General features: G+C 63.8%; 11 protein-coding genes. 7 read left to right on the forward strand and 4 right to left on the reverse strand.

Annotation, left to right across the window (positions count from 1 at the left end; all coding sequences use genetic code 11):
• Positions 1–42 precede the first annotated feature (42 nt).
• From HOP03_03440 to HOP03_03450, 3 genes are all read left to right on the forward strand, one after another.
• Entirely contained in the window at positions 43–2,517 is a 2,475-nt protein-coding gene (locus tag HOP03_03440) for an acyl-CoA dehydrogenase (protein NOT87218.1), read from the forward strand.
• Positions 2,518–2,590: 73 nt separating this feature from the next.
• Positions 2,591–3,064, forward strand: a complete 474-nt coding sequence (locus HOP03_03445) for a DUF4442 domain-containing protein (GenBank protein ID NOT87219.1) — start codon at positions 2,591–2,593, stop codon at positions 3,062–3,064.
• 16 nt (positions 3,065–3,080) lie between these two features.
• Positions 3,081–3,458, forward strand: coding sequence for a hypothetical protein (locus tag HOP03_03450; GenBank protein NOT87220.1), 378 nt, complete (start codon positions 3,081–3,083; stop codon positions 3,456–3,458).
• Positions 3,459–3,476: 18 nt separating this feature from the next.
• Here HOP03_03450 and HOP03_03455 read toward each other — a convergent pair whose 3' ends face one another.
• Positions 3,477–3,830 carry a DUF1304 domain-containing protein gene (locus tag HOP03_03455; protein NOT87221.1) on the reverse strand — a complete coding sequence of 118 codons (354 nt, stop codon included), beginning with the start codon at positions 3,828–3,830 and terminating at the stop codon, positions 3,477–3,479.
• Positions 3,831–3,881: 51 nt separating this feature from the next.
• Positions 3,882–5,174, reverse strand: a complete 1,293-nt coding sequence (locus tag HOP03_03460) for an MFS transporter (protein NOT87222.1) — start codon at positions 5,172–5,174, stop codon at positions 3,882–3,884.
• A 207-nt stretch (positions 5,175–5,381) separates the two neighbouring features.
• Here HOP03_03460 and HOP03_03465 point away from each other — a divergent pair, with 207 nt between their 5' ends.
• The 3 genes from HOP03_03465 (at position 5,382) to HOP03_03475 (ending at position 8,879) form a co-directional block, all read left to right on the forward strand.
• Entirely contained in the window at positions 5,382–6,962 is a 1,581-nt protein-coding gene (locus HOP03_03465; GenBank protein NOT87223.1) for a choline dehydrogenase, read from the forward strand.
• A 120-nt stretch (positions 6,963–7,082) separates the two neighbouring features.
• Positions 7,083–7,829, forward strand: a complete 747-nt coding sequence (locus tag HOP03_03470) for an electron transfer flavoprotein subunit beta/FixA family protein (GenBank protein NOT87224.1) — start codon at positions 7,083–7,085, stop codon at positions 7,827–7,829.
• Positions 7,830–7,940: 111 nt separating this feature from the next.
• Positions 7,941–8,879, forward strand: coding sequence for an electron transfer flavoprotein subunit alpha/FixB family protein (locus HOP03_03475; GenBank protein NOT87225.1), 939 nt, complete (start codon positions 7,941–7,943; stop codon positions 8,877–8,879).
• Between the two features lie 69 nt (positions 8,880–8,948).
• On the opposite strand, the gene HOP03_03480 is transcribed toward HOP03_03475, so the two are convergent.
• Positions 8,949–9,893, reverse strand: coding sequence for a hypothetical protein (locus HOP03_03480; protein ID NOT87226.1), 945 nt, complete (start codon positions 9,891–9,893; stop codon positions 8,949–8,951).
• Between the two features lie 272 nt (positions 9,894–10,165).
• Positions 10,166–11,173, reverse strand: a complete 1,008-nt coding sequence (locus HOP03_03485; protein NOT87227.1) for a hypothetical protein — start codon at positions 11,171–11,173, stop codon at positions 10,166–10,168.
• A gap of 506 nt (positions 11,174–11,679) precedes the next feature.
• Here HOP03_03485 and HOP03_03490 point away from each other — a divergent pair.
• Complete coding sequence (locus tag HOP03_03490; GenBank protein NOT87228.1) at positions 11,680–14,082, forward strand: hypothetical protein; 2,403 nt, start codon at positions 11,680–11,682, stop codon at positions 14,080–14,082.
• Positions 14,083–14,346 lie beyond the last annotated feature (264 nt).

Consider the following 14,346-nt stretch of genomic DNA (forward strand, 5'->3'; position numbering starts at 1 on the left):
CGCCGAGCCGTCGGCTCGCCGGAGCGCATCATGAGCATCGCCATCCACTATCTCGCTCCTTTCCTCGCACTGCTGCTGGGCAGCGCATTCGCCGCCTATCACCGTCTGCGTCTGGCGGTCTGGGCGGCCATCACCGCCACCCTGCTGGTCGGCTGCTGGCTGCTCGGCGCACAGCAGACAGCCGTTCTGGTCGCCACCGCCTTCCTGCTGCTGGTCGCGGTGCCGCTGCTGATCCCGGCGGTGCGCAAGAATCTGATCACCGCGCCGCTGCTGAAGTTCTATACCAAGCTGCTGCCGCCGCTGTCCGACACCGAGCGCACCGCGCTGGAATCGGGCACGGTCGGGTTCGAGGGCGAGCTGTTCTCGGGCAAGCCGGACTGGAACCAGCTGCTGTCGCTCCCCAAGCCCATGCTGACCGCCGAAGAGCAGGCCTTCCTCGACGGCCCCTGCGAAGATCTCTGCCGCATGACCAACGACTGGGACATCACCCATGTCCGCGCCGACCTGCCGCCGCAGATGTGGGATTTCCTCAAGCAGCAGAAATTCTTCGGTCTGAACATTCCGAAGGAGTACGGCGGTCTCGGCTTCTCGGCGTTGATGAACCACAAGGTCATCCAGAAGCTGGCGCCGTCCTCGTCGGTGGTCAGTTCCACCGTCGGTGTGCCCAATTCGCTCGGCCCGGCCGAACTGCTGATGCATTACGGCACCGATGAACAGAAACGCTACTACCTGCCGCGTCTGGCCGATGGGCGCGAGGTGCCGTGCTTCGCGCTGACCGGGCCGTTCGCCGGTTCCGACGCCACGTCCATTCCCGATTACGGCATTGTCTGCGAAGGCGAATGGAACGGCGCCAAGGTCGTCGGCATCAAGCTCACGCTCAACAAGCGCTACATCACGCTGGCGCCGGTCGCCACGCTCATCGGCGTCGCGTTCCGCATGTACGACCCCGACGGACTGCTCGGCGACAAGAAGGACATCGGCATCTCGCTGGCACTGGTGCCGCGCGATACCGCCGGCCTCGAGATCGGCCGCCGTCACTTCCCGTTGAATGCGCCGTTCCAGAACGGTCCGATCCGCGGCAAGGACGTGTTCGTGCCGCTGAGCCAGCTCATCGGCGGCGAAGAGTTCGCCGGCCAGGGCTGGCGCATGCTGATGGAGTGCCTGTCGATCGGCCGCTCCATCACCCTGCCTTCCACCGCCAGCGGCGGCGCCAAGATGGGCGCGATCGTGACCGGTGCCTACGCCCGTATCCGCAAGCAGTTCGGTCTGTCGGTCGGACGCTTCGAAGGCGTCGAAGAAGCGCTGGCGCGGATCGCCGGCAAGGCTTACGCCACCAGCGCGCTGTCGGAGGCCACTGCGGCTGCGGTGGCGCGCGGCGAAAATCCGGCGGTCCCGTCGACCATCTCCAAATACCACTGCACCGAGATGGGCCGCGAAGTCGCGCGCGACGTCATGGATATCCACGGCGGCAAGGGCATCATCCTCGGCCCGCGCAACTACGCAGGCCGTGCGTGGCAGGCCGCGCCGATCGCGATCACCGTCGAAGGCGCCAACATCATGACCCGCAGCCTGATGATCTTCGGTCAGGGCGCGATCCTCTGCCATCCGTGGGTGATGAAGGAGATGAAGGCCACCCAGCTCGAAGATCCGAAGCAGCGACTCACCGAATTCGACCGCAGCCTGTTCGGCCACATCAGCTATGCGATCTCCAATGCGGTACGCGCGTGGTGGTTCGGCGTCACCGGCTCGCGGATCGGCACCACGCCCGGCGGCGAATACACGCGGCGCTGCTATCGCAAGCTCAACCGCTACTCGGCGGCGCTGGCGGTGATGGCCGATACATCGATGCTGCTGCTCGGCGGCAAGCTCAAGTTCAAGGAATCGCTGTCGGGCCGTCTTGGCGACGTGCTCAGCCATCTTTACATCGCAAGTGCGATGCTGAAGCGTTACGAGGATCAGGGGCGTCCGATCGCCGATCACCCGTTCCTGGCCTGGGCGTTCCACGACTCGATCCACAAGATCGAGCTGGCGCTGTCCGGTGCACTGCGCAACTTCCCGATCCGTCCGGTCGGCTGGCTGCTGTGGGCGGTGATCTTCCCGTGGGGCCGTCGCGCGGAAGCGCCGAGTGATCGATTGGGTCACCGCGCCGCCGCGCTGCTGATGACGCCTTGCGAAGCCCGCGACCGCCTGGCGGACGGCCTGTTCCTGGAAGCCTGCGACAACAACCCGGCCGGCCGCGTCAACAGCTACCTCGCCAAGATGATCCTGGCCGAGCCGGTCGAACGGAAATTCCTCAAGGCGCTGAAGAACAGCGATATCGAAGCGTTGGAATTCCCCGCTCAGTTGGACGAAGGCGTGCGCGAAGGCTGGATCACCGCCGACGAGCGCAAGCAGTTGGAAGAACTGCGTGAGATGACGCTGGACACGATCATGGTCGACGACTTCGAACCATGGGAGCTGCGTTCGGCCGGTTATGTCGAAGAGCCGGTCGCCGGCAGTCACCGCGCCGCTGCCTGAGTTCTTCGCAGATCGCCATGCAACATCGCGAACGGCGGGTTTTCCCGCCGTTCGCGTATCCGGAACCGACACGATGGCCAACAAGACGCTCGCCTTTTACCACCGCATGCAACGCTGGCCCGCTGGCGGCTGGCTGTTCACCCGCGCGATCTGCTTCAAGGCGCCCTATTTCGCCAGCATTTCGCCGCACATCGAGAGGTTGGAACCGAATCGCTGCGAAGTGACCCTGCGCCACCGCCGCAAGGTCACCAACCATCTCGGCACCGTGCATGCGATCGCGCTATGCAACATGGCCGAACTCGCCGGTGGCATGGTGACCGAAGTGTCCTTGCCCGATTCCATGCGCTGGATCCCGAAAGGCATGACCGTCGAGTACGTGAAAAAGGCGACCGGAACGATGCGCGCGGTCGCGATACCTTCGATCCCGGTGGTCGAAGCGAGCGAAGGCTACGCGCTGCCGGTGGAGGTGATCGTCACCGATCCGAAAGAGGAAACGGTGTTCCGCGCCACGATCTCCATGTGGTTGTCGCCGAAACGATCATCCTGAGCAGCCGGCCGCGCGCATGACCGACGACACCATCCTGTTGCTTTGCGGCTTGCACAGCCTCGGTTTCGCGGCGTTCCACATTGCGTTCTGGGCATTGTTCCGTTGGCCGAAGACGCTGGCGTCGACCAATGTGGCCAATCGCGCGATCCTGCAGATCGCCAATGTCCAATTGATCTGGATATTCCTGTGCATCGGCGGTCTGTGCCTGCGCTTTCCCTATGCGCTGATCCACACCGCGCTCGGCCGTGCCGTCATGCTGGGCATGTCCGGGTTCTGGGTCTTACGCCTGATCCAGCAGTTCGTATTCCTGCGCGTCAACCATCCGCTGGTGCACGTGCTGTCGGTTCTGTTCGCGCTGGGCGCGGTCCTGTTCGCACTGCCGATCGTGCGCTGATCGCAGCGCAACGCCGGTTCATTGCGAGAACATCACCGCCGCGATCGCCGCCAGCGCCGGCAGACCCTGCACATAAAAGATCCGCTTGCTGACGCTGTAGGCGCCGTAGAGCGCGGCGACCACCACGCAGCCGAGGAAGAACAGCGCGACATCGTGCTTGCCCGCGAACGCGGCCCAGAGCAGGCCGGCGGCGAGGAAGCCGTTGTACAAGCCCTGGTTCGCGGCAAGCACCCGGGTCATCTCGGCCTTTTCGGGCGAATTGCGGAACACCTTCATGCCCAGCGGCTTCGTCCACAGGAACATTTCGAGGACGAGGAAATAGACGTGCAACAACGCAACCAGCACGATCAGCGCAATGGCGATCATCGACATGGAGAGCTCCTTTCAGATTGGGCCAGCTTAACGCCTGACCGGTTGCGATAGTCAGGTTGCGGAAGCCGCCGGCAGCGCGGCGGGCGGGGCATCATCGCGTTCGATCCGACGGGCAAGACGCCAGCCGAGCACGCCGGAGGCGGTCGCTGCGACCACATTCAGCGCCGCAAAGCCCACCGCGACCGTGCCGACGGCGCGCAGGCCGTTCATCGCCAACGCCACGGACATGTCGCCGAAACGCCACACCGCGGTATCGACCGCATTCTTGCCCTTGTAGCGCAGGCTGCGCGGCACGTGCGCGAACAGGCTCTCGCGCGCGGGGCCGAGTGCGCCGTAAGCGAGGCCACGACTGACGATCAGCGCGACCGCAACCCACGGCATGCCGCCGATCACCAGACCGTGCGGATCCCCGGACAGGATCACCGCCAGCATCACCAGCACCGTGCAACCGGCATGCAGCAGGATCGCCGAACCCGCGCCGTAGCGCGTGAGCAGCCAGCGGGTGATGCTGACCTGGACGATGATCTGCAGCAGATTGGTGGTGAGGTCGAGATTGGCCGCGAACTTGGTGCGCGCCACCGCATCGGTGAATGTCGCACCGGAATAATCGACGACCATCGCGTAATTGACGGTCCCGATGCAGTCGCCCAGCAGCATCAGGATCGCCATGGTCCGCATGATCGGATTGGCGAAGATCTGCTTCAGGCCATCGAACATGCCGCCGCCCATCGCGGCGCCGTGCCCGGCTTCATGGCGACGCTGGCCGTGCCGGGTCGCCCAGCGCCCGAGCACCATCGCGCAGACGATCGCGAGGCCGAGCAGACTCGCCGACACCAGCAGCAACGGCGCGACGCCGATGACATCGACCAGGCTGCGTGCAGTCAACGGTCCGGCAAGGGCCCCGACCGCGCCGCCGAGGCCGATGATCGGGAACAACCGCCGTGCCTGCGCGTCGCTCCAGATATCGGCCATGAAGCTCCAGAACACCGACACCACGAACAGATTGAAGACGCTGATCCATACGAAGAACACGATGCCCAGCGCTTTCGGCGAGACCAGCCCCTGATGGTTGAACAGCGGCACGAACCCGAACAGGCAGGCAATGAAGAACAGATACACCGTGGGGATCACCACCCGGCGCGGGTAGCGCCCGACCAGCCAGGCGAAGACGGGCGTCAGCAACAGTGTCGCCACGAACACCGCCGCGTAGAACCAGAACAACTGCGTGGACCCGACCGCTGCCGACAACTGGTCGCGCACCGGACGGACGACGTAATACGCCGACAGCACGCAGAAGAAGTAGAAGAAGGACCAGGCGACTGCGGTCCACTCGCCGGCATGGATACGACGCCCCGTAACGGAGTCGGTGTGGGTCGGTCGGTCCGCGTCTGAGGCTTGCACAGGGCGCACGGTAGCGGATCGCGCTGGTCGCCGCCAGAGCGCGCGTCCGGCGCGGATCGAGAGCCGGAAACCAGCCCGCACTTTCCGCAGAGTATTTGCTCTAGGCTGCGGGCATAGTGTCGCCTGCACACGATTTCACGGGGTGCGCGCGTGTTCGACTACATCATCATCGGCGCCGGTTCGGCGGGTTGCGTATTGGCCAACCGCTTGAGCGAAGACCCTTCCGTCAAAGTGCTTCTGCTGGAAGCCGGCCCCCGCGATTGGCATCCCTTCATCCACATGCCCGCCGGGCTTGCGAAGCTGGTCAACCAGAAGGGCGTGAACTGGGACTACAACACCGCCGCCGAACCGCATCTCAACCAGCGCGCCCTGTGGTGGCCGCGCGGCAAGGTGCTCGGCGGTTCCAGTTCGATCAACGCGATGTGCTACATCCGCGGCGTTGCCGACGACTACAACGGCTGGGCCGCGCAGGGCGCCGCCGGCTGGGATTGGGACAGCGTCCTGCCGTATTTCAAGAAATCCGAAGCCAACAGCCGCGGCGCCGATGCCTTCCACGGCGCCGAAGGCCCGCTCGGGGTCTCCGATCTGCGCTATACCAACCCGCTGTCGCAGGCCTTCATCGATGCCGGCCAGCAGATCGGACTGGCCCACAACCGCGACTTCAACGGTGCCGAACAGAGCGGTGTCGGCTTCTACCAGGTCACCCAGCGCAACGGCGCACGGTGCTCGACCGCAGTCGGCTACCTCAATCCGGCCCGCCAACGCCCGAATCTGACCGTCCATACCGGCGCTGCCGTCAGCCGCATCACCTTCGACAACCTGCGCGCGAACGGCGTGGCCTACGTCATGAACGGCCAGGCCTACCACCAGCCGGCCGCGCGCGAAGTCATCGTCAGCGGCGGTGCGATCAACTCGCCGCAGTTGCTGATGCTGTCGGGCATCGGCCCTGCCGACGACCTGCGCAAACAGGGCATCGATGTGGTCGCCGACCGCGCCAGCGTCGGTGCCAATCTGCAGGATCACCTCGACGTCTGCACCTTGTTCCACTCGACCGAACGCGTGACCTACGACCGCGTCGGCGACCTCAAGATCGCCTTCGATTATTACCTGCGTGGCCACCGCGGCCCGGGCACCAGCAACGTCGCCGAAGCCGGCGGCTTCGCACGCTCGCCGCTGGCGCCGGACGACCGCGCCGACATCCAACTCCATTTCGTGCCGGCGATGCTGGACGATCACGGCCGCAACCGCCTGCCGGGCGACGGCTACACCCTGCACGCCTGCTTCCTGCGCCCGCGCAGCCGTGGCCGCGTAGCGCTGGCCAGCAACCGCGCCGGCGACAAGGCGCGGATCGAAGCGAACTACCTTGGCGATGCCGAAGGCTTCGATCTGAAGATGATGGTCGAGTGCGCGAAGATTTCGCGCGAGATCCTCGCCCAGAAGGCCTTCGACCGGTATCGCGGCGCCCCGATCTTCCCGACCCGCACCGATCTGGACGATGCCGGGCTGATCGAATTCATCCGCGCGAAGGCCGAAAGCGTGTACCACCCGATCGGCACCTGCCGGATGGGCAGCGACATCGACGCCGTGGTCGACCCTTCGCTGCGGGTCAATGGGGTCGAGGGCCTGCGCGTGATCGACGCCTCGGTCATGCCCTGCCTGATCGGCGGCAACACCAATGCACCCACGATCATGATCGCGGAGCGCGCGGCCGACCTGATCAAGGCCGCATGATCCAGGATGCCGGCGGGGCGACGCGACTCGCGGCGGCCCCTCCGAACAGATAAAATTCCGGGTTCTGGCCCACCGGTAAGATCAACGGGCCCTTCTTCCGCTCCCAGGACATTCCGAACGATGAAGATCCTCGTCGGTTACAAGCGCGTGGTGGACTACAACGTCCGCATCCAGGTCAAGCCGGACGGCTCCGGCGTGGTCACCGATGGCGTCAAGCTGTCGCCCAATCCCTTCGACGATATCGCGCTGGAAGAAGCCCTGCGTCTGCGCGACAAGGGCATCGCCACCGAAGTGGTGGTCGTGACCATCGCCCCGGCCGATGCCCAGCCGCATCTGCGCAACGGCCTGGCGATGGGCGCGAACCGCGCCGTGCACATCGTCAGCGATGCCGGCATGCAGCCGCTCACCGCCGCCCGCGCGCTGCTGAAGCTGATCGAGAAGGAGCAGCCCGACCTGGTCCTGCTCGGCAAGCAGGCGATCGATGACGACGCCAACCAGACCGGCCAGATGCTGGCCACGCTGTGGGGCCGTCCGCAGGCGACCTTCGCCGGCAAGCTCGACATCGCCGATGGCAAGGCCACGGTGGTGCGCGAAGTCGACGCAGGCCTCGAAACGCTGGAAATCGATCTGCCCGCCGTGGTCACCACCGACCTGCGCCTCAACGAGCCGCGCTTCATCAAGCTGCCGGACATCATGAAGGCCAAGAGCAAGCCGCTGGAAACCATTCCGTTCGCAGACCTGGGCGTCGAATCGGGCGACACGCTCAAGACCACCCACTACGCCCCACCGGCCAAGCGCAGCAAGGGCGTGATGGTGAAGGACGCGGCCGAACTGGTCGCGGCGCTCAAAGCGAAGGGATTGCTCTAACCGCTCGTCATCCCCGCGAACGCGGGGATCCAGCGACGTTCTCTCTTCAAATCCGCATCAAGACACTGGATTCCCGCGTTCGCGGGAATGACGGAACCAGAGGAATCACGTATGTCCAAAGTTCTCATCGTTGCCGAACATCTCGACGGCAAGCTCAATGCCTCCACCGCCAAGTGTGTCTCGGCTGCGAAAGCGCTGAATCCCGACACCATCGATGTGCTGGTGCTCGCCGCCGATCCGGCCGGCGTTGCCGCCGAAGCCGCAACACTGGCCGGCGTGTCGAAGGTGCGCACCATCGCCGACGCCGCCAACGCGAACGCCATCGCCCAGGTGCTGGCACCGCAGATCGCACACGCCGCCGCTGGCTACAGCCATGTGTTCGGCCCCAGCACCACCTTCGGCAAGGACCTGATGCCCTGCGTCGCCGCCCTGCTGGGCGTGTCGCAGGTGTCCGACATCATGGCCGTCGATGGCAGCCACACCTTCAAGCGCCCGATCTACGCCGGCAACGCCATCATCACCGTCGAAGCCGCCGCCGACCGCGTCGTGGTCGCCACCGTGCGCACCGCGTCGTGGCCGGAAACTTCGCGCGATGGCACCGCCTCCGTCGAAGCGCTGTCGGTAGAAGCGACGCTGCCAGGCCACACCCGCTACATCGGCCTCGCCGCCGGCAAATCGGACCGCCCGGATCTGCAGAGCGCCCGTCGCGTCGTCTCCGGCGGTCGCGGCGTGGGCTCGGCCGAGAACTTCAAGATCATCTACGACCTCGCCGACAAGCTCGGCGCCGGCGTGGGCGCCTCGCGCGCAGCGGTCGACGCCGGCTACGTACCCAACGAAATGCAGGTCGGCCAGACCGGCAAGATCATCGCCCCGGAACTGTACGTCGCGGTCGGCATCAGCGGCGCGATCCAGCACCTCACCGGCATCAAGGACGCCGGCACCATCGTCGCGATCAACAAGGACGGCGAAGCGCCGATCTTCGAGATCGCCGACATCGGCCTGGTCGGCGATCTGTTCAAGCTGCTGCCGGAGTTGCAGGCGGCGTTGTAATCGCGCCGGATGACGCAAGAAAAGAGCCGGGTTTACCCGGCTCTTTGCGTTTGCGCGCAAGCAAGCCGATCAGCGACCCGGCACTCGGCAGCAGTGGACCCAAGGCGTCACCATCTGCGCATTGCTGTCCAGGTTGTAGACGAAGAAATTGCCGGACGTCGGGCCCATGTAACCATCCGCCATCACCACCTTCTGCGCCGCCTGGAAGCCCGCATTGGTGGAGCCGTAGCCTACAGGACAGCTCACGCCGAATCCGTAGCCATACGTGTTGGCCGGCACGCTGGCCGCTGAGCCGCTGACCGTGATGCAATCCAGCGCGGTCGCCAGCGGCGGCGCGAAGTAGCCGACGATGTCCGCGACGTAATGCGTGGTCGATGTCGTGTAAACCGTGAAATCGAATGACGCCACCGGGTTGGGGATCTGGGCGATGATCGCGTTGTTGATCGGCTGGGTCGCCGGATAGTTGACGCTCGCTGCATTGGGCTGTGTCGTACCGAACGGGTACACCGTCGCGTGACCAGCTGCGCCAATCGGTACCGCGGTGAAGTTCAAAGCCACCGCAGTCGCGCTCAAGCCCAGTGTGCCGCAGTCCGTGGCACTGCCACCTTGGCTTGTGAAGTTGCTCGCATTCTTGGCGACGAAGCTCCGGGTCGTACCTGCCGGAATCGCTCCGGCGGCGGTGCTGCGGGTATCGAGGATCCGGCAGGGTTGGACCGGGGTATAGACCAGATCCCGGTTCAGATCGCCGAACTTGGCGGCGACGGCTTTGGCGTCGCTTCCGCCCGGAGCGAGCCGGGCCAGACGATCAATCGCCTGGCTGTCGCTCAGTCGATGCCCGGTGCCGGCCAGTTCGGCCATCGCCCCTTCGAACGTGTCGCGCTTGAGCGCGTTGCGGAAGTTGGTCGAATCGGCCGACACGAAATTGGAGACCATGCGTTGCGCCCATGTGCTGACCGGTACACGGTAGACGCGCTGCACGTAGGCACCCCACTTGAGCACGAACTGACGCGTCATCCGACCGCGCTCCTTCGGCGACAACTTCGCAGCGGAAACGGCCGTGGGAATGAGCGCCTGTTGCTTGTCCGCGCGCGCGGATGCCTGCGCACTCGCGCCAGCGGCCAAAAGGAGGCTTGCAAGCGCCAATCCGCCGCAAACGAAACGAACTTCTCTTGCCATGTCATATCCTCGGAATATGCCTCAACAGGCGGGCTTACGCTCAGAGATGCTCCGCACATGGAGAGAGCCGGGACGCCCCGGCTCTCTCACAGGCGATAGTGTCGAAGCTATCAGCGGCCCGGCACGCGGCAGCAGGTCCTCGAAGAACGGAGAGTGGCGCTCCCGCTGGAATTGTTCTGGGCTGAACAAGTACCGCTCTGGAAAAACACGAACGGCATCTGCCAGGTCGACGACTCGCAGTTGGTCGAGGTCTGGGTATAACCGGTTGCACAGGCCGGTGCGACCGCATTTCCAGTGCCGCCCGCAGGAATGGAGAGGTCCGTGTTGGCGGTTTCCACGCATTGCAGTGCGGTGGCCAGCGGCGGCGCGAAATAGCCGACGATGTCTGCGACGTAGTGCGTGGCCACGGTCGAGTAAACGGTGAAATCGAACGACGACAGCGGATTCGGGATCTGCGCGATGATCGCGTTGTTGATCGGCTGGGTCGCCGGATAGTTGACGCTCGCGGTGTTGGGACGTGCCGTACCGAACGGGTACACCGTCGCGTGACCAGCTGCGCCAATCGGTACCGCGGTGAAGTTCAAAGCCACCGCAGTCGCGCTCAAGCCCAGCGTGCCGCAATTCGTAGCACTACCGCCTTGAGCGGTGAAGCTGCTGACATTGATGGCGACGAAGCTCCGGGTCCCGCCTGCCGGAATCGTACCAGCGGCGGTAATACGGGTATCGACGATCCGGCAGGGTTGTACCGGGGTATAGACCAGATCCTGGTTCAGATCGCCAAACTTGGCCACAACGATATCGGCCCTGGAAGCGCTTGCGCCGGGTGCGATCTTGGCCAGCCGATCAATCGCCTGGCTGTCGCTCAGTCGATGTCCTATACCGGCCAGTTCGGCCATCGCTCCTTCGAACGTGTCGCGCTTGAGCGCGTTGCGGAAATTGCCTGCATCGGCGGAGACGAAATTCGGCACCATGCGTTTCGACCAGACGCCTACGGGCACATCGTAGACCCGTTGTACGTAAGCGCCCCATTTGGTCACGAATTGACGGGTCAGAATACCGCGCTCTTGGGGCGATGCCTTGCCTGTGGAAATCGTGGCGCGGCCCTGTTGCGCACCCACGGTGCCGGGAGGCTGTGCGGACGCAGTCGCAGCGAATGCAGCGAGCGCAAGCGACAGCATGCAGGCGGAATTATGGAATCGTGTTGACATCTTCAATCTCCGGAAGTCTACGCGGGCCGATAGTATTTGCCCGCAGCTATTGGTACGCGAAAGCCCAGAGGGAGAGGCCATCCGTGGCGAAGGGGTCTCGCGACCCGCAGCCTGATGCCTCCTGAACCCAAAGAGACTGGACGATCCACGCCGGTCGGCGCTTCGGGCATCCAAGGGGGAGACAACCGCCCGCCTCCACCGCCGGCAACGCACTGGAATTCATGGGGAAAGCCGGGCTAGAATCAGCGGCCATCCACTGAATTGGCGAGAGTGTGACCCCGGTCCAGTTCGGGTGCGCGCTCTCTCTCACAGCCGAATGCTGGGGATATGTCTGCAGGATGCGGCGGCCCTGCGCTTGGGCGTATGCTAGCCCCTCACGCTCCGAAGTCGGGGCACGATGCCGAGACCCTCCTCCTATGCGCAAGCTTGCCCTCACTCTCACCGTAGCGCTCATCGTCGGCGGTTGTTCGTCCGAATCGGAGGTTGCGCAGAATACCGCGCAGGCCAGCGCGAATTCGAAGAACATCACTTCCCTGGCGCAAACGCCCCGCCTCCCAACGGGTCGCAAGATCTCGTTCGCAGCCATGCCCGATCACGGCACTCTACTGGCCTACGACCGCAGTCAGCAGCCACGTCATCGCGGCGCGCAGATCTACCATGCGGTACAGCTCAGCGAAGCGCATGCAATGAACGCGGCTGCGCCCGGCAAATCGATCGAGCTGCCGATGCCCTCGGGCGGCACGGTGCATATCGACTATCTCCGGCATGAGGAAGGTCTCGATGGCAACTGGTCCTGGGTTGGCAAGACTGCGGACGGCCTGGACGCGGTCATCACCTTCGGCGAGAGCGCCGTGTTCGGCCGCATCGCACAGCGCGATACCGAAGCACTGCGCCTGACGATGTCGGCGGGCCGTTCCTGGCTGGTCGAAAGCGACCCGAGCAAAATGCTCGACGGCAACCTCCGTCGCGACTCCGATGAATCCGACGTGCTGATCCCGCATAGCGTGGTGGCTGCCGCCAGCGCCAAGAAGCGCAGCACTGCCGCCATGACCGCAGCTGGCGATGAAGCCGCCAGCCCCGCCAGCACCGTCGACGTCGTGCTCGGCTTCACCAACGGCATGGTTACCAAGTACGGCAGCGCCGCGAATGCAAACACCCGCTTGGCCAATCTCGTGGCCATCACCAATCAGGGCTATCTGAACAGCCTGGTGACCCCGCGCATTCGCCTGGTACGTACCGTGCAGGTCAGCTACACCGACACCAACAGCAACGACACTGCGCTGGAAGCCGTCACCGGTTTCACCTGTACCACCACAGGATGTACTGCCCAGACGGTTCCGGCTGAACTTGTACCGCTGCGTACGGCACGCGACACCTACGGCGGCGATCTCGTTTCGCTGGTCCGCCCATTCCAGGCACCGCAGCATCAGGGCTGCGGCATCGCGTGGCTGCTCGGGGGCAGCGGTTTCACCATCGACAACACCGACGCGCCGTTCGGCTACTCGGTCGTCAGCGACGGCACCGACATCGATGAAACCGATGGCCGCACGTACTTCTGCCGCGAAGAGACCCTTGCCCACGAGCTCGGCCACAACATGGGCCAGCAGCACAACATCGAAGATGCCGGCACGCCTCCGGATACCGGCACTCACAGCTATTCCTACGGCTACCGCGAAACGACGACCACCGGCTTTTACACCGTGATGGCCTACCGTTTGCCCAACAGCAGTCAATTCTCGATCAACTATTTCGGCAACCCGAGCGTCAATTATGCCGACACGGCTCGCCCGACAGGCACGGCTACCGCGGACAATGCGCGCAGCCTGAATCTGTCGATGCCATTGGTGGTGCAGTTCCGAAATGCGGTCGTGCCGTTCGGAACCTCAGTCGCCAACGATTTCGATGGCGATGGGTTGTCCGACATCTACTGGCGGAACATCTCGACTGGCAACAACGACCTGTGGAAGATGAATGGAACCGCCCTGTCGAGCAGCACCGCCGTCTACAGAGAAGCAAACCTGAGTTGGACCATCGTGGGTTCGGGTGATTTCAACGGCGACAGCCGCTCGGACATCCTCTGGCGCAATACCTCAACTGGTCAAATCTATATTCAACACATGCAGGGCAGCACGATACTTTCGTCCTCTGGCTATGCTCCAACAGTATCGAATGCGGCATGGCAGATCGTCGCTCTTGCCGACTTCGATGGCGACGGCAAATGCGATGTGTATTGGCGCAATACCAGCACCGGACAGAACGATCTCTGGCTGATGGGGACGGGGACGTCACCAACAACGGTAGCGACCGTTTACAACGAACCCAACCAAGCCTGGAAAGTGCGTGGCGCCGGTGATTTCAACGGTGACGGCAAAGCGGACCTTTTCTGGCGGAACGACACCACAGGGCGCAACTTCCTTCAGTTCATGAATGGCACGAGCGCACTAGCCAGTTCGGGCTATACGACGGATGTCGCAGACCAAGCATGGCAAGTCGTGGCTATTCGCGACTTTGATGCCGATGGCCGTGCGGATCTATACTGGCGAAACAGCAGCACAGGCGCCAATCACCTGTGGACAATGAACGGACTGCTGATCAAATCATTCTTCCCCGTCTATAACGAGCCCAACCAGGCTTGGCAGATCGTCAACAGCGGCGACTACAACGGGGACGGTTTCGCCGACGTGTTGTGGCGGAACAGCAGCACCGGTCAAAACCACATGCATCTGATGCAGGGCGGCACGATACTGGCTACCTCAGGGTCTCTCCTGACCGTTGCGGATTCAAACTGGCGCATGATCGGTTTGCGCGGATCGAACTGATTCATCCATGCCCAAGCGGATTAAGCAATAAGCGCCGCAAGTGGTGAACAGTGGCTTGAATGGCCCGGGGATTTCCCGGGCCATCTTCTCTTGATATGCATGCGGCAGAGTTCACTACCCTGCCACGGAAAGGGCACCACGATCCAGCTGGCCAATCCGTTAATGCGAAAGCGTTATGGAAAATGCGTTGCGTATAATGCGCGCATCATTTGCCAAAAATATGGTCTGCATTTTTTCGCCAAGATCGACGATTGAACACCTTAT

This window comes from Lysobacter sp. (assembly GCA_013141175.1).
GTDB lineage: Bacteria > Pseudomonadota > Gammaproteobacteria > Xanthomonadales > Xanthomonadaceae > Lysobacter_I.

Excerpts from the sequence above, each read along its gene's own strand:
- HOP03_03445 (NOT87219.1), top strand. The coding sequence starts at position 2,591 with ATGGCCAACAAGACGCTCGCCTTTTACCACCGCATGCAACGCTGGCCC.
- HOP03_03450 (NOT87220.1), top strand. The coding sequence starts at position 3,081 with ATGACCGACGACACCATCCTGTTGCTTTGCGGCTTGCACAGCCTCGGT.
- HOP03_03455 (NOT87221.1), bottom strand. The coding sequence starts at position 3,830 with ATGTCGATGATCGCCATTGCGCTGATCGTGCTGGTTGCGTTGTTGCAC.
- HOP03_03470 (NOT87224.1), top strand. The coding sequence starts at position 7,083 with ATGAAGATCCTCGTCGGTTACAAGCGCGTGGTGGACTACAACGTCCGC.
- HOP03_03475 (NOT87225.1), top strand. The coding sequence starts at position 7,941 with ATGTCCAAAGTTCTCATCGTTGCCGAACATCTCGACGGCAAGCTCAAT.
- HOP03_03480 (NOT87226.1), bottom strand. The coding sequence starts at position 9,893 with ATGACGCGTCAGTTCGTGCTCAAGTGGGGTGCCTACGTGCAGCGCGTC.
- HOP03_03490 (NOT87228.1), top strand. The coding sequence starts at position 11,680 with ATGCGCAAGCTTGCCCTCACTCTCACCGTAGCGCTCATCGTCGGCGGT.